The organism is Pedobacter borealis DSM 19626 (genome assembly GCF_000708285.2).
Taxonomy (GTDB): Bacteria; Bacteroidota; Bacteroidia; order Sphingobacteriales; family Sphingobacteriaceae; genus Pedobacter; species Pedobacter borealis.
The window spans coordinates 18423-40142 of sequence record NZ_JAUG01000041.1 but is presented as its reverse complement, the minus strand read 5'-3'; the positions used below and the strand labels follow the sequence as shown (position 1 = coordinate 40142).

Sequence of the window (21720 nt, the reverse complement as noted above, 5' to 3'; positions counted from 1 at the left end):
TTTTTTTCAAATAAATGCCTTTAGTAGCTAGAAAGATGCTGATCCCGAACATTCGGGACAGCATGACGACCGCCTTAATGAATGTGCACTAAAAACAAATATAGAATTAACAAAAGATGTGTCCACACGATAGGACCTTTCAGGAAAGCAATCTTACAACAATCGCTACTTGCGGCGCATTAAGATTATTCATTTTTGCAGTTGTTTTTAAAGGCATTCATGAGCTCGCTTCGTTCGGTTAGCTTCGTGCCTCGCAAGGGACGACCTTTCTATTGGAATCTGTCAATGGTAGCGGAGTCGATTGCTTTTAATATATCGAAAAACGGGTCTTCGGCTACGCTCTCCACAGGAGTTCTTTGGACAGACTGACATGCTGATAATTTATAATAAAATTTAAACAGGCGCTAAGATTTGTGGTATTTTAACACCTATGAAATCAGTGTGCCCAATTTTTTTGTCTCCTTGTTTTATTGTTGATGAGCTCGTTTTATCTGAGAACCTACGGTCATTTCTAAGTTCATCACCGCTATCCATTTTCTGATGGTTACCCGTTTGATCCTACATCGGCATATTTTGCATCATATTTAGACAAAATAACAGAGGATTCGCTTTTGATTTTTTATGATATTTACCGAAGTTATGGAGGAAAGAAGTTGCGTTGGATTGACTTATTTTAGAAAATGATAAGTAAAACATTTTAAATTGAAATTTTGAATATGAAAAGATATCTATTGCTTTTATTAATTGCCATTTCATCAACAGGCTTAATGGCACAAAAAAACGCTGATGTTCCTTTCCAGTTACAAGGAACGGTTAATTTACCCAATTACGATTCGGCCAATCGGGCGATTTATTTTACCTTCCAAAAAAATGGAAAATCGGTTTTAGACAGTGTTATAATTAAAGACAATAAATTCAGTTTTAAAGGCGTAGCTGATATAGATATTAAAGCTTCTTTACAATTTACTAAGCCAAATACATCACCAAATGCAGCAGCTGATCCTAATTCTTTAAGTCTGTATCTTTCTAAAGGATTGGTAAATGTTAGTGCAAAAGGTTATTTGCGTAAATCCATAATCAGTGGATCTGTAGTAAATAATGATTATATGATCTTTAAAAAGCCATACTTAAAGTTAGATACCTCATTACGCTTACTTGGTTGGAAAAAAAGACGGGTAAAAGCCGAAGATACCCTTCGAGGAAAAAGTGTTGATGCGGAGATAGATAGCGTGAAAAACCTGAAACTTGCAAAATTGTCAGAATTTTTATCTAAAAATATTACCAAACCTTATGCTGCCGAGGCGCTGCTAATGTATGTAAGCACAGATGGTTCTGCTTTCGATGCCAATAAAGCACAGCAATTTTTTGATCGGCTACCAGCTAAACAAAAAAACGCCGCCTTGGGTAAAGAGATTACAACTGCCTTAACTAAGTTAGCAGAGAAGCTGGTAACCATTAATGTGCTAACAAATGTTGATTTTTATGATGGTTATGCACAAAAGGTAACTCACCCGGTTGCCAAAGGTGTAACACGCATCAGTAATGCCGAGTACTTGCGTCAGCTTAGTTCAGCCGAAATAGATAAGATTGGTAAAACATTAAAAATAAAAGTTATTGTAAAATCAGGATGCGATAACTATGATAGAATTGGCCACGTAACCTTGGTTGTTATGCCAAAAGGTGAACAATTTAATTTAGAAAAAGGTGAACAATTTGAACTTTTAAGGATCATGACTCCCTTTATGTACCGTACCCGTCAACCAGACCATATTCCTTATGAAGCGCAAGTAGATCAAATGGTTAGTACGATAAAACAAGCTGGAAAGGATGTTTATTTATTGACCGAGGTATTTGGTACAACCGGCGCCGGACAACGGGAGGTAATCGGTTGCGATGGTTCCTTACTAACTTTTAATGTGTCTGTAGATTTAATCAGCGATAAAATGAAAGATCTGTCTACACAAAAAGGAATTTCATTATTAAGTTATTATAGTTTAGATGGCAAAGATAAAGCTGCAGGGAAAAACAGTAAACAAGTAAGCTTCGAATTAGCTGACAACAGTAAAACAACAACTCTTTATGTCATTTCATCAGGACATGGAGCAGCCGAAGGTGGAGAGGAATACAATTGGAGAGAACATGTAGTAGATCTGGACGGTAAGGAATATACCCGATTAGAAATGAGCCAAAATTGTTCGCCATTTGAGATGTATAACACGCAACCTAATGGTATTTATTTCGGCGACATTAGTAAAGAACGTCGTTCATGGTGCCCAGGTGGCCCGGTACCCACACGTATGATTAACCTCGGCCCATTGGTAAAAGGAAAGCATACCTTAAAAATATCAATCCCCGATGCCGAATTTGAAAAAACAGATAGTAAGTATTATGTGTCGGCCTATTTGATCACGCAGTAAACCGATATCACTAGAATATAAAGAGGCCATATCATAAATATCGAATTGTCATCCTGATGGGTAATTTATTTTGTAAAAATCAATATAAATGACATAAGGATTTTTATCGTATTTTAAGCTGCGAGGCATCGTCATTGCGAGAAGGCTTTTTCAGCCTACGAAGCAATCTTACAACGATCGCTAAAGCGTGCGCATTAAGATTATTCATTTGTGCCGTTGTTTTTAAAGGCATTCATGAGCTCGCTTCATTCGGTTATCTTCGTGCCTCGCAATGGCGACCTTTCTATGGAGGTCCTGTCAATGGTAGCCTGTCGAAGTATTCTTTCAAACGATTTGAGAAGTTTCGATAAGCTATCAATAGCAGATTCCTAACATCAGGTACCGCTCCCGCAAATGTTCAATATCGTTAAGTTAAGCGTTTTTAACCACAGATGCACACAGGTAAACACGGATTTTCATATCTGTGCGCATCCTTTCTATCTCCCGAAAATCGGGACAAGTTGTGGTAAAATTATTATTGCTTGAGCCGAATGCCTAACTTAATAACATAAGCCTAATATTTTTTCTCCTTCGATACCTTAAGCATTGCCAATGGGTTTGGCATTCTCCACTTAAGTTCAGAGATCAGCGTTGCCAGAAATATCATTCCGCCTCCAATCAATAACCTCGATGTAATTTCTTCTCCCAAAATAAAGTGTGCAGCGAAAGCTCCGAAAATGGGTTCTAAAAGATAGATGATGGACACCCTTTCGGCGCTAATGTACTTTTGAGAAATATTCGAGATAGTGTACATGTACGCTGTTGAAAATAGTGCGCAAAAAATTATTCCAATCCAAAATGTTTCTTGCTGAGGAATCCAGGTGGCGTTTCCTTGAATAAACGTTAATAGAAAAGTTAATAAAGCACAAGTGGCGAACATAGGCACAATGGTAGGGATAATGTCGCCTGCCATGGATTCTTTTTCAATCTGGATTAAATATATGGCGAAACAAAAAGCGCCGATAATGGTGTATAAATCGCCGGTTCCAATGCTGAATTTATCAGTAACCGATATGACAAAAAGGCCGATTAACGCCGTGAATGCCGCAATCCATATTTTTAACGCTGCAGATTTTCGATAAATAATAAGTTTAATCACCGGAATCATTACCACCGTTATGCCTGCTACAAATGAACATTGTGATGCTGAGGTATGGGTAATACCCAGTGTTTGTAAATAAATGCCAAGTACCAGTGGAATAGCCAAACTGGCGCCGGTTTTAATTGCTGTTGAATCGAGTTTCTTTACATGTTTCCAGAAAATAACCGATAAAACCATTGTGGCGAGTAAAAAACGGTAGAACAAAAACAGAACTGGTTGGTGCTGTCCGATAGCAAGTTTCGTAACCGAAAAGGAGATTCCCCAGAACGCTGTTCCCAGTATCAATAAGATTAAAAAGAGGTTTCTTTTTTCCATTAGGATGCTGTTAATTCATTATTGTTAACCAATACTTTTTTCATCATCAAATCTGTTTGCTCATCATCTCCAAGCCAAAACTTATGTTTGCCAAAAGGGGTAAAGCCATTTTTTTCGTAAAATCTTAATGCCCTGTAATTTTCTTCCCATACGCCTAGCCATACATAACTGGCTTGCATTTCAAGCGCAATATCAATGGCCTTTTGATACAGTAGCTGGCCAACTTTTTGACCGTAAAATGCTTTCAAAAGGTAAATCCGCTCAATTTCAAGTGCATCAAGGTTTAGTTTTTCGGTTTGCGCTTGCCCAATATTGATCTTTAAATAGCCAATAGCCTTTCCTTCAAGCAGCGCGAAATAAAACTGAGAATCTTGATTGCGCAGTTCCCCTTTCAGTTTTTCTTCAGAAAAGCCTTTTTCGAGGTACTCTTTCATATTTTCCTCACTGTTTACTGCTGCAAAAGCTTCAGAAAACGTTGTTCGCCCAATCTCCTGTAATTTTTTGATATCAGCTAGGGTTGCCCTTTCAATTATGATCTGCTCCATGGCACGAATGTAACAACTCTTTAAATGTAATAAAATGCTATTTTTTCATTTATTAATGCGTATTTTGCATTAATGGATCTTCAGCGAATCAAATATTTTTTGGCCTTAGCAGAACAACTTCATTATTGGAAAACAGCTGAAAAGGTAAATATCACGCAGTCAGCCCTAACCCGCCAAATTCAGTCGCTCGAAAATGAATTGGGCCTGCAGCTTTTTGAACGTAATAAACGTAATGTGAAGCTCACCCCAGCAGGTAAATTCTTAAAAGAAAAATGGGAAGTAGAGTTAAGTGAACTCGCATATATCCATCAGTTTGCCAAACAGATCCATTTAGGCGAGCGCGGAATCATTACGATTGCACATCCTGATTCTATATCGGCTTCTATCATGCCCGATATTTTGGCTAAGATAACGCAGGCATTTCCACAGCTTCAAATTAAGTTAGTACAGGTTTTATATGAAAATCAACTGGATTTTCTAAAGAACTATAAGATTGACCTGGCCATTACGAGAGATATTACCAGTGAACAAGGTATTAAATCACAAAAAATATACTCCGATCACCTGGCGCTGGTGGTTCCGTTAGCACATTCTTTTAAAAGATTTGAAGATTTATCTACGGAGAGCCTTAAAGCACAAAAGTTTATCCTGCCTACTAAGGATGAGGGTAGTAGCTATAGCGAAATTATTCAGGCACTTTTCAAATCTTACGATTTTGTTCCTGATGTATTTCTGCATTCTGAATTTGGATCTACGATTATTGCACTTGTACGGAAAGGCCTGGGAATAGCCATCTTACCTGATTCTTATATGCATCATCAAAGTCCTGGCTTACGGTTTATTCCTTTGCCTTTTAAAACCGATATATTGATTAATTGGCGGGCTGATGACCACAATCCTGTGCTTGCGAATATTTTAAAGCTCGTTTTTGATTATTAGAAAAGCATTTGTTGTGATTTAAATATGAGTTGAAGTTAAAATTGGAAAGCCAATCAACTTAAATCATTGCCTCGGGTTCATAAAATAATTAATTGCAGTATATAATTTACAATTTTTAAGCAAAAAAAGCATTCAGTTTAAATAACTTTGTTTTTCAATGAAAAGAATCGAGAAATCGATTTACCTTGTTTTAAACCAAATAATTTAAAATGCTTTTAATTATTCTTAACATTATTTTTTGCATCTCGTTTTTAGGCTTCGCCTATGTAAATTTAAATGATAATGATGCTTTTCTTTGGGTGTCTATCTATTTAAGTGCTGCAATATGCTGCGGATTGGCTGCGGTCGGTAAATTTTATCCTTTCGCTTATCTGTTTTTAACTGCTTTCTACTTAATTTATGCTGCTATCCTGTTCTTCGCGAAAGATGGTGTACGAGATTGGATGATGAAATATAAGCGGCCAAGTTTGGTTGAAAGTATGCAGGCCACAAAACCTTACATCGAACAAACGCGAGAATTCTTTGGACTGTTAATTATTGCAGGGGCTTTGTTGATCAATTATTTTGTTTCGGCAGGTATTGCCTGCTAATAGATTTAGATACTTTATGAAAGGTGATGATACGATGGTTATCCAAAAAGCTTTATCAGCTATTGTAAAAAGCAATGTAGGTGCAGATGGCCAAAACTGGTTGGAAAGTATAACACAATCAGCTGATCAAAGCAATAAAATCAGTCAGGCATTTGTGATGGTACCGCGCAAAACAGGGAAATCGCTTATTCAACTTAACGAAGAGCAAAAGGTTTTAATAGAAGAGGCTGGAATCAGTTATATTAGTAACTGGACAATAGATAGACTTTGTCGCGTTTGGTTGCTGAGCACTTTAAATTCAATAGACCAGGAGAAACGCTATGCAACTATCGATCGGTTATTCCTGTCGGCAGAAATGAATGAGGCGGTGGCTTTATATTCAGCCTTGCCGTTTTTAGCTGATCCTGAAATTTGGGTGAAACGTTGTGCTGAAGGGATCAGGAGCAATATTGGATCGGTTTTGGAAGCGATAATGGAAAACAATCCTTATCCTTCAGAAAACCTGGATGAAGCTGCCTGGAACCAATTGGTGCTGAAAGCGTTTTTTACCGAAAAAAATATCAACCTCGTTATTGGTTTAGATAAACGGGCTAATCTGGAACTTGCACTCACTTTGATTGATTATGCAAAAGAACGTTGGGCGGCCAAACGAAAGGTAAACCCACAGCTTTGGCGCCTGGTTGGCAAATTTATCAATGCCGAGGTTTTTGAGACCTTTAAAGTCGGTTTACAGCATTACGACCAAATTGAACAGCGCGCCATTGCACTTGCTATAGCACAGTCCGATTATCAGCCGGCAAAAGATTATATTAACACTTTTCCTGAACTTAAGTTGGCCCTCACAGAAGGAAGCTTAAACTGGGATTCATTTTAACCATTAGAAATTCAAAATAGAAATATATGTGTTGCAGTAGTTCAATTGAAAGAGATAAAGCATTGATGGGGGAGCCTGAAGCGTTCGATATCAGTGCGGTAAAGGGAATGAAATTCTTCGACCCACATGTTCACATGACTTCGAGAACGACCGACGATTACCAGGCGATGGCCGATGCAGGAGTTGTTGCTTTGATAGAACCCGCATTTTGGCTGGGGCAGCCACGTACCGGATTGGATAGTTTTAGAGATTATTACAGTAGCCTGATCGGGTGGGAGCGCTTCCGCTCCTCTCAATTTGGTATTAAACATTATTGCACCATTGGTCTTAACTCAAGAGAAGCCAATAACGAAAGCCTGGCAGAGCAGGTAATGGAAATATTGCCATTGTTTATCTATAAAGAAGGCGTAGTTGGCATAGGCGAAATCGGCTTCGACGATCAGACTGCAGCCGAAGAAAAATATTACAGATTACAACTTCAGCTTGCTAAAGAGGCAGGTTTGCCAGTACAGGTACATACACCACACCGCGATAAGAAAAAAGGCACACAACGCAGTATGGATATTGCTTTGGAGCATGGCCTTGATCCTTATAGCGTAATTATCGACCATAATAACGAAGAGACGGTAAAAGAGGTTTTAGATAGAGGCTTTTGGGCTGCTTTTACCATTTATCCGTTTACTAAAATGGGTAACGAGCGCATGGTAGAAATTGTAAAACAATATGGTCCGGAACGTATTATGGTAAATTCTGCTGCTGATTGGGGCATCAGCGATCCTTTAGCCGTACCAAAAACTGCTGCTTTAATGAAAATGCGTGGTTTAAGTGATGAGGCTATTGAGCTGGTTGCTTACCGCAATGCGATTACCGCATTTGCACAGAGCGGGCAGCTGGATGAAACCGATTTTAATGCGCAAAAAAATGTAGACCTTACCGAGAAATTCGAAGGCAATACCATTTTGCGTGGCGGGCAACAGCCAAAAACAGATAAATCGTCTATCATCATCAGCTAAGTATTGAAAAAAATAATTGTCTATCTGCGCATGATGCGCCCTGCCAATATTGTTACGTCAGTAGCCGATATTTTAGCAGGAATTGCCATTTCTGGAGTTTTAAGTAATAGGTTCTCCATTCCGTGGTTATCTATTGTGTTTTTGGCCGCATCAACAGCCTGTTTGTATGGAGGGGGAATCGTTTTTAACGATGTTTTTGATGCCGATCTGGATAAAATAGAACGTCCGGAGCGGGCCATTCCCAGCGGGCTGATCAGCTTAAAAAACGCAACTATTTTAGGTAGCCTGTTACTTTTGGGCGGTATTGCACTGGCTGTATTAAATGGTTTAACATCGGGCTTATTGGCCCTTTTGGTGGCCGTTTTCGCTTTGCTTTATAATAAATTTGGTAAACACCATTCTTTTTTCGGCCCCTTGAATATGGGCTTATGCCGTGGATTTAACTTGTTACTGGGTTTGAGTATTGTGCCAGCAATGCTTTGTAGTCATTATTATTTGGCCATTATTCCAGTAATTTATATTTTTTCCATCACCATGACCAGCCGTGGCGAAGTTCATGGAGGCCATGCTAAAAACTTATATTTGGCCGCCTTTCTGTATACAATCGTGATCTGCGCTATTGCTTATTTTGCTTTTGTAAACGATAGGTTGCTGTGGTCGCTGCTCTTTCTGGTTCCTTTTACCTTTATGATTTTCAGGCCACTTTTAAAAGCAATAAAGGAGCCTATCGGTAAAAATATCGGCGGGGCGGTGAAAGCTGGCGTAATTTCACTTATTTTGATGGATGCAGCTTGGGCCGTAACTTTTGATGCCCTGATTTTGGCTTTTATAATTACAGCTTTATTGCCATTATCCATGTGGCTTTCTAAATTATTCGCCGTTACTTAACCATCAGACACACATTATCAAATTGATATGGAACATTTACATCAATCCTTTACAGTACAATATAATTACAATGTTTTCTTTACTTCATCGCTTTTTTTGCCTGAAAACGAACTGTTAAACAGTTTTTTAGTTAACCTAAATCCGGCTGTTGCAGTAAAGAAAATTTTGTTTGTAATAGATGAAGGTGTAGCAAATGCACACAAAGACCTTAACACCCAGATTAAAACATATTTTGCAAAATACCCTCAAACGCAGCTGGTTCAGGATATCCTGATCATCCCAGGGGGAGAACAGGTAAAAAACGATACCAGATATTTGGACCAGGTATTGGAAGCCATCAATATTCATGGTATAGACAGGCACTCGTTTGTTGCTGCTATTGGTGGCGGCGCTGTACTCGATATGGTGGGCTATGCCGCTACTATTGCGCACCGTGGTATTAAACACATCAGGATTCCAAGTACTGTCCTTTCGCAGAACGACTCGGGGGTTGGTGTGAAAAATGGAATTAATTATTTCAATAAAAAGAATTTTTTGGGTACTTTTTCGCCGCCGGTCGCTGTTTTTAACGACGAAGTATTTTTAAGCACGTTATCCGATCGCGATTGGCGCTCAGGTATTGCCGAAGCAATTAAAGTGGCACTGATTAAAGACCGTGAGTTTTTTGAGTGGCTGGAAGCAAATGCTGTTGCGCTTGCGCAGCGGGATATAACAGCTATGAATCACCAGATCTGGAAATGTGCAAAACTCCATATGGAGCATATCCGCAGTGCCGATCCTTTTGAAAACGGTTCGGCCCGACCCTTGGATTTTGGCCATTGGAGCGCCCATAAACTAGAATATATGACTAATTTTGAAGTGAGGCATGGTGAAGCCGTTGCCATGGGGATTGCCTTAGATGCTGTGTATTCCAATTTATCGGGCAGGATCAGCACTGAAGATGCACAAAGGGTAATCACCTTGATTCAGCAACTTGGTTTCGAATTAACGCATCCTTTGTTGCAGGTTACCGAAGGTAATAGCCCAATTTTACAAGGATTGGAAGAGTTTAGAGAGCATCTTGGTGGAGCGCTTACCATCACCTTACTTACAGGCCTTGGTAGTGGAGAGGAAGTTCACGAAATTGATGCCGACATTTTAAAACGAGCTGCCGAAATTTTGAACAACCAAACAGCTACTATTCAACATTAAGCTATGAAATTAACTTCCGGACATTTAACGTTCTGTACAAACATTTATGCAGGCGAAAACTGGATGGCACATTTTGCCGTGTTGAAAGATAGTTTTCCGGCATTAAAAGCGCAACTGTCACCAGAGGCACCGATGGGTATAGGTTTGCGCCTTTCCAATCTCGCCAGTATCGAATTGTTGGAAGAAAATCACCTGGAAACATTTAAGCAGTGGCTCGAGCAGGAAGGTGGATATGTTTTTACCATGAACGGATTTCCATATGGCGGTTTCCATCATACGAGGGTTAAAGATCAGGTACATGCGCCCGATTGGACGACGAGAGATCGCGTTGAATATACACTCCGTTTAGCAGAAATTCTTTCCCAGTTAATCCCGGAAGGTATGGATGGAGGTATTTCAACCTCACCATTAAGCTACAAACCTTGGTTTAAGGATGCTTTGGAAAGAGAAAAAGCTACAGTTACTGCAAGCACACATGTTTTGGAAGTTGCCGGAGGTTTAGCAAAAATCTTTAAAAAAACAGATAAAATCATCCATCTCGATATCGAGCCAGAACCCGATGGTTTTCTCGAATCTGGTCCCGAATTTATCAACTGGTTTGAAAACGAACTTTTATCAACTGGAAAAAATTATTTTTCGGATCGATCGGGTTTAAACGCCAATGATGCAGAAAATCTGATCAAAATGCATATCCGTTTGTGCTATGATGTTTGTCATTTCGCAATCGGTTACGAACCCCATACAGCCATCATCAATGAACTGCAGGAGAAAGGCATTCAGATTGGAAAAATCCAGATCAGTGCCGCGTTGAAAGCTAAATTGCCTGCATCTGTTTCGGAAAGAGCAGCCGTATTGGCTCAATTAGGCCGTTTTGATGAACCTACTTACCTCCATCAGGTAATTGCCCGAAAAAATGATGGTTCGCTATTGCGTTATCCCGACCTTGCTGATGCACTGGCAGCGGGAGAAAATCCTGAAGTAGAAGAATGGCGGGCACATTTTCATGTACCTATTTTTGTTGAAGATATGGGCTTGATCCAATCTACACAATCGGACATTACCGAGGTATTAAACTTGCAAAAAAACAACCCTTTTACCGCTCATTTAGAAGTAGAAACCTATACCTGGGAAGTTTTGCCAACGGCTTTAAAAGCGCCTTTGAACGATTCAATTATCAGGGAACTGGCTTGGGTTAAAAATTTATTAGAAAAATAAGAATATGCACAAAACCGTTGTTATCGACATTGTAGCCTTATCTACTTCCGTAATTGGAGCGCATACGCCTTTTCTTCAGCAATATATTGCAAAGAACCATTTAACTACCATTGAACCTTTATTGCCTGCAGTTACAACGGCTGTGCAGTCGAGTTATCTCACTGGTAAATATCCTTCAGAGAATGGTATTGTGGGCAATGGGTGGTACGATCATGCAGATGCAGAAATTAAATTCTGGAAACAATCTAATAAACTGGTGAATGCTGAAAAAATATGGGATCAGGCTAAAAAAGAAGATCCGAATTTTACCTGTGCCAATATGTTCTGGTGGTATAACATGTATTCAACAGCCGATTTTTCGGTAACACCACGCCCGAATTACCTTGCCGATGGCCGTAAATTACCCGACTGTTATTCGCAACCGGCCGAACTACGAGATCATCTACAAAATAAATTAGGGCAGTTTCCTTTGTTTCAGTTCTGGGGCCCTGGTGCAAATATTAAATCAACAAAATGGATTGCAGATGCTTCGATGGAAACTGAAAAGCTGCACAACCCTACGCTTACCTTAATTTATTTACCCCATTTAGACTATTGCCTGCAAAAGTTTGGCCCGGAGTTGGATGAAATTGGGACAGAACTGAAAGAAATCGATCAGGTGGTAGAAGAATTGGTTCATTTTTACGAAAGTAGGGGTGCCCGCATCATTTTACTTTCCGAATATGGTATTGCGCCTGTAAATAAACCAATCCACCTTAACCGTTTGTTTCGGGAAAACGGCTTGATCCAGATCCGTGAAGAAAGAGGGCTGGAATTGCTTGATCCTGGTGCTTCGAAAGCTTTTGTAGTGGCCGACCATCAGGTAGCACATGTATATATCAACGATAAAAGTGTAACCGAGCAGGTAAAAGCCCTATTGAAAAATGTACCTGATATTGAATTGGTGCTCGATAAGGCAGAACAGGAGAAACACCATATTAATCACGAACGTTCTGGCGATCTGGTTCTTACCGCAAAAGAAAATAGCTGGTTTACCTATTATTTCTGGCTGGATGATGCCAAAGCCCCCGATTATGCAAGGGTGGTTGATATCCATAAAAAACCAGGCTACGATCCTGTCGAAATGTTCATGACCTCTAAATTGAGGGCAGGATATAAGCTTTTAAGAAAGAAAGCCGGCTTCCGTTATGTGATGGATGTAATTCCGCTTGATGCCACTTTAGTTAAAGGATCGCATGGCAGCATTAATGTAGCTGATAAATTTAAACCTGTTTTGGTTACTTCAAAAGCGATGGATAAAACCCTATATGCGCCGGATGTTTATCAGGTGATATGGGATAGTTTAATAGCTGATAATTTGAAATAGGTTTGTCTGGATAGCTGTGGGGGTTAGAGCAAGGTGAAAGAAAAAACAAGAGAATTGAGGAGGCAATTAAGATAAATTGTCATTTCGACCGCAGTGTTCCAAAGGAACTCCTTTGAAGGAGAAATCTTTGGACTGTCTACTATATGAAATAGTTTAAAGATTTCTCTCCCGAAGTTTCGGGACTACGCTTCAGTCGAAATGACGACCGATTTTTAGAATCTATCATTTCTAAATGATTAAGAATTTTAAGAGATATGTGCTCTATAATTTTAACGCTATGGCCTATGTTCTTATAAATTCTCAAAACTTAATGATAGGTGTTTTCGGTCTGTGAGGACACAGACCGAGGAGTTAGATTCATTTCAGAGTCTATTTTGCAAGAAAGATGCTGAAATAAATTCAGCATGACGATAATTGGTTTGGTTAATTTTGGTTTCAGAGAGTTGTCAACTTTCATAGCCTGTTTGTCAGAAAGTTGACAACTCTGAATAGCTTACAACAAAGCCCTATCCAAATGTACATAACCACCATCCACATGGATCAGTTGGCCTGTAGTGTGACTCGATTTATCTGATAATAAGAATACAGCCATGTTGGCAATCTCATCCACGCTGGTCATTCTGTTCTCGAAAGGGATTTTATTGGTAATGTTCTTCAATTTTTCATCGCGGTCTTCAAAGGTGTTGATCCATTTCTCGTATAGCGGCGTCCAGGCTTCGGCAACAATAATCGCATTAACACGGATGCTAAAAGGCAATAATTCTACTGCCCACTCACGTGTTAAGGCATTTCTGGCACCGTTAGATGCGGCATAACCAGATGTTCCACCTTGTCCCGTTTCTGCAGTTTTGCTACCGATATTTAAAATCGAACCCTTGCTCTGTTTAAGTGCAGGTAGGGCATGTTTGGCCAAAAGGTAATAATGCACCACGTTTTTATGTAGCGATTCCATAAAGCCTTCGTAAGTGCCGTTTTCGAGACCAACGCCATCATTTACCCCTGCATTGTTTACTAAGCCATCTATTCTACCATATTTTGCCAATATCGCATCAACAATGGTTTTACAGCTTTCAGGTGCGGTGAGTTCTGCAGTAAAATAATCTGCTTTTAAGCCTAAATCTGTTATTTCCTGAAGCATTTTCAGGTTATCGTTTTCATTACGGCCAATAATGATGGGGAAAGCATTTTCAATAGCCAAAGTTTTAACAATTGCCGAGCCAATACCTTTTGCACCACCACTTACCAGGATTATTTTGCCGTCTAAATTTAAATTCATATTTGGTTAATATTTTTGTTTTGTTGTTTGATTAGGGAGCATTGCGTTTTTTGCAGAGGGCATGGAAGGGGGGTAGCTATGTAGATTTCTCCGTTCCGTTTCACTCCAGTCGAAATGACGCCGACTTTAGTAATCTGCTATGAGTAAATGATTGAGAACCTTAATGCCAAATAATGTGCATTAAGATTCCCGACTAACGTCATTAAGTTAAGTACCTGGTTGTTGTCAGTCTGAGCTTGTCGAAGACCTTTTATAGTCGAAAACAAAAAACATTTGTCCTTCGACAGGCTCTCCGTAGGAGTCCTTTGGACAGGATGACAATGTTTTTTATTTCTCCTCCACCTTACGCCGTCCATCTTCTATGTTTTAAAGGCTTACACCTCTTTTCCAGGGGATAAAATCATCCTGATTAAGTTGTACCGCTTTAGGAATTTCTTCGCCACTGGCTACCTTAATACAGTATTCCAATATATCTTCGCCCATTTCGTTAATGGTTTTGTCGCCATTAATCACTGCTCCTGTATCGATATCGATAATATCACTCATGCGTTTTGCCAGGATCGAGTTGGTAGCCACTTTAATGGTGGGGCAAACCGGATTTCCTGTTGGCGTGCCTAAACCGGTAGTGAATAAAATTAAGGTTGCTCCGGCAGCAGCTTTACCTGTGGTTGCTTCTACATCATTCCCTGGGGTACATACCAAGCTTAAGCCAGGTTTAGTAGCGGGTTCGGTATAATCTAAAACATCTACAACAGGGGAGGAGCCGGCTTTACGTGCAGCACCTGCCGACTTAATCGCATCGGTAATTAAACCATCTTTAATATTGCCTGGAGAAGGATTCATATAAAAGCCAGAACCAACTTTATGCGCCAGATCATCATATTCTGTCATTAGGCGGATAAATTTTTCGGCAGTAGGTCGATCAACAGATCTATCGATCATTTCTTGCTCTACGCCACAAAGTTCGGGGAACTCTGCCAATAAAACCTTGGCACCTAATGCTACCAATAAATCAGCACAATAACCAACAGCCGGATTAGCTGAGATACCACTAAAACCATCACTACCCCCACATTTTACACCCACACACATTTTGCTTAGCGGGGCTGCCGAACGTTCTTGTTTATTAATGAACATCAGCCCTTCAAAAGTACTGCGGATTGAATTTTGGATCAATTGCTCTTCGCTTTGTGCTTTTTGCTGCTCGAAAATTAAAAGTGGTTTATCAAAATCAGGATCAAGTGCAAACAGGTCGCGTTTAAAATCTTCTACCTGCAAATGTTGGCAACCCAAACTTAAAACAGTTATGCCTGCGACATTGGGGTGATGGGCATAAGCCGCTAATAATTTGCTTAATGTATCAGCATCCTGACGTGTTCCCCCACAACCTCCGTTATGAGTTAGGAATTTAATACCATCTACATTTTTAAAGGTACGGCTGGCTTTATCTACTTTAGGTTCAAAACTAATATGATTAATATCTTCTCCCTTTTCAAATGCCTGAACCAATTTGTGGGTGTAAGATTTATATTTATCATCCACCGCATAACCCAACTCACTATTAAGCGATTCTTTAATAATATCCAGATTTCTGTTTTCGCAAAATACAGTTGGAATAAACAACCAGTAGTTCGCGGTGCCCACTGCGCCGTTTTTACGGTGATAGCCATTAAAACTGCGGTTGGCATATTTACTCACATCAGGCGCTTCCCATTTGTAATTAACATTGCGATAAGCAAATGGCTCTGCAGCATGTTTGGTGTTCTCTACATTCATCCGCATGCCAGCCTTTACATCAAATTGTACCTTTCCAACCAAAACGCCGTACATCATTACCTCATCGCCCGTTTTCATATCCTGCATAAAAAATTTATGCTTGGCAGGGATTTCATCAACAGTAACGTAGGTATTCCCTTCATGCACTATTTCGGTGTCTTTAGGTAAATCTTGTAACGCAACCAAAACATTATCAGCATTGTTAATCTTGATGACTAATTTTTTCATTGTCAATTTTATACTTCTAAACTAATTTCTTTTTCAATGTGATTGGGTTTCCATCCTTTCCATCCGAAGTAGAAAACCACTAAAAAGCATATAAATGGTACTAAATACCCATATTGTATATTGTGTGTGGCATCTGATATCAAACCTAATACCGGTGGTAAAAATGCTCCACCAACAATAGACATCACAATTAACGACGAACCCAGTTTTGTATCCTTACCCAAACCTGCTATGCCCAACGAGAATATGGTTGGGAACATGATCGACATAAAGAAAGAGACACCGATTAAAGCATAAACGGTAATCATGCCGCTTGCAAAAATAGATACAAGGGTAAGTAGAGCACTAATTAAGGCATAAAGCATCAATAGTTTATGTGCAGCTACGTATCTCATGAAGAAAGTTCCAGCGAACCGGCCAACCATAAAAGCTAAACCTGCCGCACCAGCGTACCATTTTGCTGCATCCTGACTGATACCTGCCGATGAGGTTACGAAACTGATGAATAAACTTAATACGCAAACCTGTGCGCCTACATAAAAAAACTGCCCAATAATTGCCCAGCGCAAATGGCTATGGCTCAACACATGCCCAAAACTGCTTTTTTCTTTGGCATTTTCTTCTTCCTTAATATCAGGCAGTTTGGTGAAAATAAATAGAATAGCGACTACAATAATCAGGATACCTAAAATTAGATAAGGTGCTTTTACCGTCGATGCCTCTTCGAGCATATAAGCTTGTTTTTCTAAAGGCAACATTTTCGCTAATTGAACATCGGTATATTTTACTTCGGTAAAAATAAATTTACCGCCAAGTACTGGCGCTAAAAATGCAGCTAAACCATTAAAAGACTGAGAGAAATTTAAACGCTGTGTAGCTGTTTCTGGTGGTCCCAGTACGGTAACATAAGGATTTGCAGCTGTTTCTAAAAAAGTTAAACCACAGGCGATAATAAAAAGTGCGCCTAAGAAAAATATATATTGTGCAGTATTTGCTGCGGGTATAAATAATAAACAGCCGATGGCGAATAAAACGAGGCCCAATATGATACCGCTTTTATAGCCATACTTGCGCATAATGTAGCCTGCAGGTAGCGCCAATAAAAAATAAGCGATAAAAACCGAAGAATCGACCAGGGTAGATTCGAAAACGTTTAGTTGAAAAGCTTTGCGTAAATGCGGAATTAATACAGGATCGAGATTATGAACAAAACCCCAGAAGAAAAAGAGGCTGGTGACCAAAATTAATGGAAATAAATATCCCTTACCATTTTTTGGTGTGTCGGATACCTGAAAGTTCGATGATGAAGTGTGGCTCATGTTTTGTTTGGTTATAATGGTTTAAGCAGGTTCTTTTTGGTTAGTTGTTGTATTACAAATTAAACCCTTAAGCATTAATAAAAATTTAACTTTATGATCTAATTATTAAATGATATTGGCTCAATTTTTTACATTGCAAAATAATTTTGCATATTAGATTGATTTTTTAAGATTTTATGAAACCGCATTTACTTAATGTATCTACTAATTCGGTAGATTCTTTTAGCGCTCGGAGAGACATTATGCCCGATATAAACAATCGTTGGCATTACCACTCTGCATTAGAACTAATCTACGTTAAAAAAGGCAGAGGAACGCAGTTTATTGGCGATAGCATTAAAAATTTTAAGGATGGCGATGTTGTTTTACTCGGAAGTAATTTGCCACACTACTGGCGCTTTGATCCCGAATTTTTTGATGAAACCGCTGGTGAGCCGGTTGATGTTTATGCGATTCATTTTAAGGAGGATTTTCTTGGGAAGGATTTTCTCGATCTTCCCGAAAATCAGGAGATCAAAAAAGTCTTGCTTCAGTCGAGACAGGGAATTCAGTTACAAGGAACTTCAAAAGAGAGAATTGCTGGTTTAATGCCACAGATTATTGAGGCTACTGGGACCATGCGGATTATAAAAATGCTCGAGGTACTAACAGAAATAGCCAATTGTGAAGAAAAAAATATATTGGTTTCGCTAGGCTTTAAGCCAAATTTTTTGGAGAACGAAAAAGATAGGATTCAATCTATTTATAACTATACCATCAGCAATTACAAAAATAAAATAGAACTAAAGGAAATTGCTGCGGTAGCTAAAATCAGCCCCAATTCGTTCTGCAAATTCTTTAAAACTAAAAGTAGAAAAACTTATACACAGTTTCTGAACGAGATTAGGGTAGGACAGGCCTGTAAACTATTGATCGAAAATGACCTGACCGTTAAAGAAATCTGCTACGACTGTGGCTTTTATAATTTTACTAGTTTCCATAAATATTTTAGGGAGATAACCGGCAAAACACCATTGAAATACCAGCAGGCTTTTTCAAAGCAATAGGTGTTCTGTCATTCTGAGCACAGCGAAGAATCTACTACTTTGATTATATTCTTTAATAACAAGTATTGACTTTGAATATAGCATTTCAAGTATTTTTTACAGGTTAAAGATTCTTCATTATATTCAGAATGACAACCATATTTTGTTTCAAATCTACCTCGCCTGGAATTTATCCCTATACTGCGTCGGCGTCATCCCGACTGATTTCCTGAACACTTTCCTAAATGCTTTTGGATCATTATAACCAGAGTTATAAATTACCTCTGTCATTTGCTGGGCAGTTTGCTCTAATAACTTTTTAGCTGCTTCGATACGGGTTTGTTGAAGATACTCAATAGGGGTAATACCAATCACCTGTTTAAAGCGGCGCACAATATTTCTTCTACTGGAAGGAATATCTTTAATCATCTCTTCAATGGTAGCCACGTCCTGATAATTATTTTCAATTTTTTCCTGGGCAGAGGCAACAATATCATCATTGTGATGACGGATAGGCTGGAAGGTGCTAAAGTACGATTGGTTTACACGGTCCATATCGATTGCAAAAATCTTGGCCACCTTAATAGCCATATCTTTTCCACAATGAAGCTGTAAAAGGTGCAACAATAAATGAAAAGTAGAGGTTGCACCACCACTTGTAAATAATTTTCCATCCTGTGTTACGGTTTTATCGGCCTTTAAATGAACCAAGGGGAATGCCGTAGAAAAAGCAGAACAGGCATCAACATGTGTGGTGGCAGCCTTACCATCCAACAGTCCTGATGCGGCAAGTAAAAATGCACCAGTACAAAAAGTAGCAATTTCTGCGCCTGCCGCATGTTGTTTGTTTAACCATGGGATATAATCTCTGTTGGCTCCAATACAATCTTTGATGTCGTTGGTTGCAAATGATGGAACTAAAATCAGCTCGAACTGCCCGGCTTTTTGTAAGGACACACAGGGATGTGTACTAAAATTATAATTTTTATCATCTAGCGTAATTAAACTAATGTTAAATGGTGTTTCAAGCGCATCTTTTCTGTAAAAACCATTAACAGTATCAAATACATCTAAAATAGCCGCTATGCTTAATAATCTGAAGTTTTGGGGCAGTAAAACACCTACTTGTATCATTTGGTTAAAAATTAAGGTATCGTAAATATATAAAAATTGTCTGAAATGCCCCTTAAGATTGACTTTTACGGCAACGGTGTTCGGCTAAATTAACAACTAACTTTATTTCAGTTAATCAACTAATTAGTAAACATATGAAAACCACCCCAACGAGTAGCAGAATGTATGGCTTTATAGTGCTGTACGAAATGCAAACAGATTTTTTAGTAAGGGCTTTAGATGGGATAGACCAAAAGGATGCACAGAAAAGATTGGATACGAAAGCAAACCACATTGCTTGGATTACCGGGAGTGTAGTGCATAGCCGTTATTTTCTCGCCAAATCATTCGGTATCGATCTTCCATCCATAACCGACGAACTTTTTGCTGATAACAAAGGAATTGTGGATGATGCCACCTATCCATTGCTTGAAGATTTCATTAAAGATTGGAAAGAAATTTCTCCAAAGTTACAGCAGGCTTTATCCCAGGCTACCGACGAGAAACTGGAAGAGAAACTCAGCATCCCCGGAATGGAGATTACGCTGTTTGAAATGATCAGCTTCAACAGTTATCGGGAAGCCAATTGCATCGGGCAGATTGCCCTATGGCGCAGGTTGTTAAACTATCCTGGAATGAATTACATGTAAGTTATGGAAAAGATAATAAAAGAAGCCGCCGAAACGCTGTTGGCATTAGAAAACACTTTATCGAAATTTGATACTGCACAAATTAATGCAGTACCATTTAAGGGAAGCTGGACAGCCGGCCAACTGGCTGAACATATGATTTTATCAAATTCGGGCTTTCTACAGGTTATAAATGGCCCGGTAACCGAAACAGATAAGCCAGCCGATTTTATGGTAGCGCAAATTAGGAACGACTTTTTAAATTTCAATGTGAAGTATGATTCGCCTAAAGAGATTTATCCTAAAGATAAAGTGTATAACCAGTATGCATTATTAGAAAGCTTAAAACAGATCAGGGACAGGATTTCAACTTCTATAGCTAACCTGGATTTAACTAAGACCTGCAGCTCCTTTGAATTGCCCGGTTATGGTTTTCTAACCCGCTTAGAGGCTGTTTATTTTGTAATTTATCATACACAACGACACGTACATCAGTTAAATAAAATTTATAGCGAGCTGGATAGTAATTGATTTTTAATTAAATTTATGAGAAACAACAGGCTTAATCTACTAAATCCCTATATCGGCAGATGGAAAACAGAAGGTTTAACAAAATCAGGTGATATTATTACTGGAACTGATACCTACGGGTGGGTTGATGGTGGGTTTTTCTTAACACATCAGGTAGACGTCATGTTCGGCGATAAAAAGATCCGATCGTTAGAAATTACGCATTATGATGATATGGAAGATGTTTTTAGGTCGCAATCGTTCGATAATGAAGGCAATATTTCAATATCTACCCTTAAAATTTACGATGATATTATTTTAATATTTGCCGATACCGAAAGATTTAAAGGAAATTTTAAAGCCAATACCATAGAAGGGACATGGGAACAATTTGATGGTAAAAACTGGGCACCATGGATGGATATCAAATTGACTAAAATTCTTTCGTAACGTCATGTTGAACTCGTTTCAGCATCTTATGCTAAATAGATCCTAAAACAAGTTAAGGATGATGGCCGGTTTATGGAATTTGTCATTCTGAATGCAATGAAGAATCTTTATTAAACAAGTCTTTAAGGTCTGTTTTCATAGGTTAACGATTCTTCGCTGTGCTCAGAATGACAGCAGAAAATGCTGTTTAGACCCTTCGACTCGGCTCAGGTGACAAATTAATCATCCTAGAAGGGAAAAGGACAATATAAATGGTCAATGGCTCATTGTTAATAGATTATGGCTATTAAATATAAAACCTCAACCAAAACAGATTAACTTATTACACCAATGCCCAATGTACCAATGACTAATGAACAAATGCCTAATGAACTATAAATAACTTTTATTATTTTTAAATATAGAAACCAAAATTAATCCGACATGAAAATTGCAATTATTATTATCAGGGTGTTATTGGGAGCACTATACCTATTTGCTTCGGTAACCTATTTTCTTAATTTAATGCCTAAGGCGCCAGAAATGACAGCGGCCCAAACCAGCTTTATGACAGGGATAATGGCCTCCGTTTATCTTTTTCCATTAATTAAAATAACAGAACTGTTATGTGGTATAATGTTATTAATTGGCAGAACTGCACCACTAGCATCAATCATCATTTTTCCTGTTACCTTGAATATCTTTTTGTATACCGCATTTTTGGCCCAGCCTAAAGATCTTCCGATGTCTGCAGTAATGTTATTGTTTAATTTGTTCCTGCTTTATGCGTATCGTGCCAAGTATCTACCGATCGTTTCAAAGTAAATTTTAGGATTTTCAAACTTTCTCATACTTTTTCTCTTTATTTAGTGTTTCGTTAAGTGTAATTATTATCTTTAAAAACTAACTAGAAATAAAAAA

General features: G+C 38.7%; 20 protein-coding genes. 14 read left to right on the top strand and 6 right to left on the bottom strand.

Annotation, left to right across the window (positions count from 1 at the left end):
• Window positions 1–716 precede the first annotated feature (716 nt).
• A complete protein-coding gene (locus tag AW17_RS12845; protein WP_029276997.1) occupies window positions 717–2417 on the top strand; it encodes a peptide-N-glycosidase F-related protein in 1701 nt (566 codons plus the stop codon).
• A gap of 553 nt (window positions 2418–2970) precedes the next feature.
• Here AW17_RS12845 and AW17_RS12840 read toward each other — a convergent pair.
• Both AW17_RS12840 and AW17_RS12835 read right to left on the bottom strand, forming a co-directional pair.
• A complete protein-coding gene (locus AW17_RS12840; RefSeq protein WP_029276995.1) occupies window positions 2971–3873 on the bottom strand; it encodes a DMT family transporter in 903 nt (300 codons plus the stop codon).
• A complete protein-coding gene (locus AW17_RS12835) occupies window positions 3873–4418 on the bottom strand; it encodes a GNAT family N-acetyltransferase (protein WP_029276993.1) in 546 nt (181 codons plus the stop codon). Before AW17_RS12835 ends, AW17_RS12840 begins: the two co-directional genes overlap by 1 nt.
• Window positions 4419–4490: 72 nt before the next feature.
• Here AW17_RS12835 and AW17_RS12830 point away from each other — a divergent pair, with 72 nt between their 5' ends.
• From AW17_RS12830 to AW17_RS12795, 8 genes are all read left to right on the top strand, one after another.
• Window positions 4491–5357: a LysR family transcriptional regulator gene (locus AW17_RS12830; protein ID WP_029276991.1), complete on the top strand. Its 867-nt coding sequence runs from the start codon at window positions 4491–4493 to the stop codon at window positions 5355–5357.
• A gap of 209 nt (window positions 5358–5566) precedes the next feature.
• Window positions 5567–5947, top strand: coding sequence for a transmembrane 220 family protein (locus AW17_RS12825; RefSeq protein ID WP_029276989.1), 381 nt, complete (start codon window positions 5567–5569; stop codon window positions 5945–5947).
• A gap of 16 nt (window positions 5948–5963) precedes the next feature.
• Window positions 5964–6821 (top strand): EboA domain-containing protein, encoded by an 858-nt coding sequence (locus tag AW17_RS12820; RefSeq protein WP_051691813.1) that lies wholly within the window; start codon window positions 5964–5966, stop codon window positions 6819–6821.
• Between the two features lie 26 nt (window positions 6822–6847).
• The gene (locus AW17_RS12815; protein WP_029276984.1) at window positions 6848–7834 is read left to right on the top strand and encodes a TatD family hydrolase; all 987 of its coding nucleotides are present in this window, start codon (window positions 6848–6850) and stop codon (window positions 7832–7834) included.
• Window positions 7835–7837: 3 nt separating this feature from the next.
• Window positions 7838–8722 carry a UbiA-like protein EboC gene (gene eboC, locus AW17_RS12810; protein WP_245235061.1) on the top strand — a complete coding sequence of 295 codons (885 nt, stop codon included), beginning with the start codon at window positions 7838–7840 and terminating at the stop codon, window positions 8720–8722.
• Between the two features lie 27 nt (window positions 8723–8749).
• A complete protein-coding gene (locus tag AW17_RS12805) occupies window positions 8750–9913 on the top strand; it encodes a 3-dehydroquinate synthase (RefSeq protein WP_029276982.1) in 1164 nt (387 codons plus the stop codon).
• 3 nt (window positions 9914–9916) lie between these two features.
• On the top strand, window positions 9917–11128 hold the full coding sequence (eboE, locus tag AW17_RS12800; RefSeq protein WP_029276981.1) for a metabolite traffic protein EboE: 1212 nt from the start codon (window positions 9917–9919) through the stop codon (window positions 11126–11128).
• A gap of 4 nt (window positions 11129–11132) precedes the next feature.
• Window positions 11133–12494, top strand: coding sequence for an alkaline phosphatase family protein (locus tag AW17_RS12795; protein WP_029276979.1), 1362 nt, complete (start codon window positions 11133–11135; stop codon window positions 12492–12494).
• A gap of 493 nt (window positions 12495–12987) precedes the next feature.
• Here AW17_RS12795 and AW17_RS12790 read toward each other — a convergent pair whose 3' ends face one another.
• The 3 genes from AW17_RS12790 to fucP all read right to left on the bottom strand — a co-directional run bounded on the left by AW17_RS12790 (window position 12988) and on the right by fucP (window position 17093).
• Window positions 12988–13770: an L-fucose dehydrogenase gene (locus tag AW17_RS12790; RefSeq protein WP_029276977.1), complete on the bottom strand. Its 783-nt coding sequence runs from the start codon at window positions 13768–13770 to the stop codon at window positions 12988–12990.
• A gap of 366 nt (window positions 13771–14136) precedes the next feature.
• Window positions 14137–15774 carry a UxaA family hydrolase gene (locus AW17_RS12785; protein WP_029276975.1) on the bottom strand — a complete coding sequence of 546 codons (1638 nt, stop codon included), beginning with the start codon at window positions 15772–15774 and terminating at the stop codon, window positions 14137–14139.
• Window positions 15775–15782: 8 nt separating this feature from the next.
• Window positions 15783–17093, bottom strand: coding sequence for an L-fucose:H+ symporter permease (gene fucP, locus AW17_RS12780; RefSeq protein WP_051691812.1), 1311 nt, complete (start codon window positions 17091–17093; stop codon window positions 15783–15785).
• 176 nt (window positions 17094–17269) lie between these two features.
• Here fucP and AW17_RS12775 point away from each other — a divergent pair, with 176 nt between their 5' ends.
• Window positions 17270–18139 (top strand): AraC family transcriptional regulator, encoded by an 870-nt coding sequence (locus AW17_RS12775; protein ID WP_029276972.1) that lies wholly within the window; start codon window positions 17270–17272, stop codon window positions 18137–18139.
• Between the two features lie 153 nt (window positions 18140–18292).
• On the opposite strand, the gene AW17_RS12770 is transcribed toward AW17_RS12775, so the two are convergent.
• Window positions 18293–19252 carry a GlxA family transcriptional regulator gene (locus AW17_RS12770; RefSeq protein ID WP_029276970.1) on the bottom strand — a complete coding sequence of 320 codons (960 nt, stop codon included), beginning with the start codon at window positions 19250–19252 and terminating at the stop codon, window positions 18293–18295.
• A 134-nt stretch (window positions 19253–19386) separates the two neighbouring features.
• Here AW17_RS12770 and AW17_RS12765 point away from each other — a divergent pair, with 134 nt between their 5' ends.
• The 4 genes from AW17_RS12765 (at window position 19387) to AW17_RS12750 (ending at window position 21624) form a co-directional block, all read left to right on the top strand.
• A complete protein-coding gene (locus AW17_RS12765; RefSeq protein WP_029276968.1) occupies window positions 19387–19881 on the top strand; it encodes a hypothetical protein in 495 nt (164 codons plus the stop codon).
• Between the two features lie 3 nt (window positions 19882–19884).
• Window positions 19885–20391, top strand: a complete 507-nt coding sequence (locus AW17_RS12760; protein WP_029276966.1) for a DinB family protein — start codon at window positions 19885–19887, stop codon at window positions 20389–20391.
• Window positions 20392–20406: 15 nt separating this feature from the next.
• Entirely contained in the window at window positions 20407–20820 is a 414-nt protein-coding gene (locus AW17_RS12755; RefSeq protein WP_051691811.1) for a hypothetical protein, read from the top strand.
• Window positions 20821–21243: 423 nt separating this feature from the next.
• Window positions 21244–21624: a DoxX family membrane protein gene (locus AW17_RS12750; RefSeq protein ID WP_029276962.1), complete on the top strand. Its 381-nt coding sequence runs from the start codon at window positions 21244–21246 to the stop codon at window positions 21622–21624.
• Window positions 21625–21720 lie beyond the last annotated feature (96 nt).

Bases quoted from the DNA above. Each gene is read 5' to 3' on its own strand.
- AW17_RS12750 (WP_029276962.1), top strand. From the start codon at position 21,244: ATGAAAATTGCAATTATTATTATCAGGGTGTTATTGGGAGCACTATAC.
- AW17_RS12775 (WP_029276972.1), top strand. From the start codon at position 17,270: ATGAAACCGCATTTACTTAATGTATCTACTAATTCGGTAGATTCTTTT.
- AW17_RS12805 (WP_029276982.1), top strand. From the start codon at position 8,750: ATGGAACATTTACATCAATCCTTTACAGTACAATATAATTACAATGTT.
- AW17_RS12820 (WP_051691813.1), top strand. From the start codon at position 5,964: ATGAAAGGTGATGATACGATGGTTATCCAAAAAGCTTTATCAGCTATT.
- AW17_RS12760 (WP_029276966.1), top strand. From the start codon at position 19,885: ATGGAAAAGATAATAAAAGAAGCCGCCGAAACGCTGTTGGCATTAGAA.
- AW17_RS12790 (WP_029276977.1), bottom strand. From the start codon at position 13,770: ATGAATTTAAATTTAGACGGCAAAATAATCCTGGTAAGTGGTGGTGCA.
- AW17_RS12845 (WP_029276997.1), top strand. From the start codon at position 717: ATGAAAAGATATCTATTGCTTTTATTAATTGCCATTTCATCAACAGGC.
- AW17_RS12755 (WP_051691811.1), top strand. From the start codon at position 20,407: ATGAGAAACAACAGGCTTAATCTACTAAATCCCTATATCGGCAGATGG.
- AW17_RS12830 (WP_029276991.1), top strand. From the start codon at position 4,491: ATGGATCTTCAGCGAATCAAATATTTTTTGGCCTTAGCAGAACAACTT.
- AW17_RS12785 (WP_029276975.1), bottom strand. From the start codon at position 15,774: ATGAAAAAATTAGTCATCAAGATTAACAATGCTGATAATGTTTTGGTT.
- AW17_RS12765 (WP_029276968.1), top strand. From the start codon at position 19,387: ATGAAAACCACCCCAACGAGTAGCAGAATGTATGGCTTTATAGTGCTG.
- eboE (WP_029276981.1), top strand. From the start codon at position 9,917: ATGAAATTAACTTCCGGACATTTAACGTTCTGTACAAACATTTATGCA.
- AW17_RS12795 (WP_029276979.1), top strand. From the start codon at position 11,133: ATGCACAAAACCGTTGTTATCGACATTGTAGCCTTATCTACTTCCGTA.
- AW17_RS12770 (WP_029276970.1), bottom strand. From the start codon at position 19,252: ATGATACAAGTAGGTGTTTTACTGCCCCAAAACTTCAGATTATTAAGC.
- fucP (WP_051691812.1), bottom strand. From the start codon at position 17,093: ATGAGCCACACTTCATCATCGAACTTTCAGGTATCCGACACACCAAAA.
- AW17_RS12835 (WP_029276993.1), bottom strand. From the start codon at position 4,418: ATGGAGCAGATCATAATTGAAAGGGCAACCCTAGCTGATATCAAAAAA.
- AW17_RS12825 (WP_029276989.1), top strand. From the start codon at position 5,567: ATGCTTTTAATTATTCTTAACATTATTTTTTGCATCTCGTTTTTAGGC.
- AW17_RS12815 (WP_029276984.1), top strand. From the start codon at position 6,848: ATGTGTTGCAGTAGTTCAATTGAAAGAGATAAAGCATTGATGGGGGAG.
- AW17_RS12840 (WP_029276995.1), bottom strand. From the start codon at position 3,873: ATGGAAAAAAGAAACCTCTTTTTAATCTTATTGATACTGGGAACAGCG.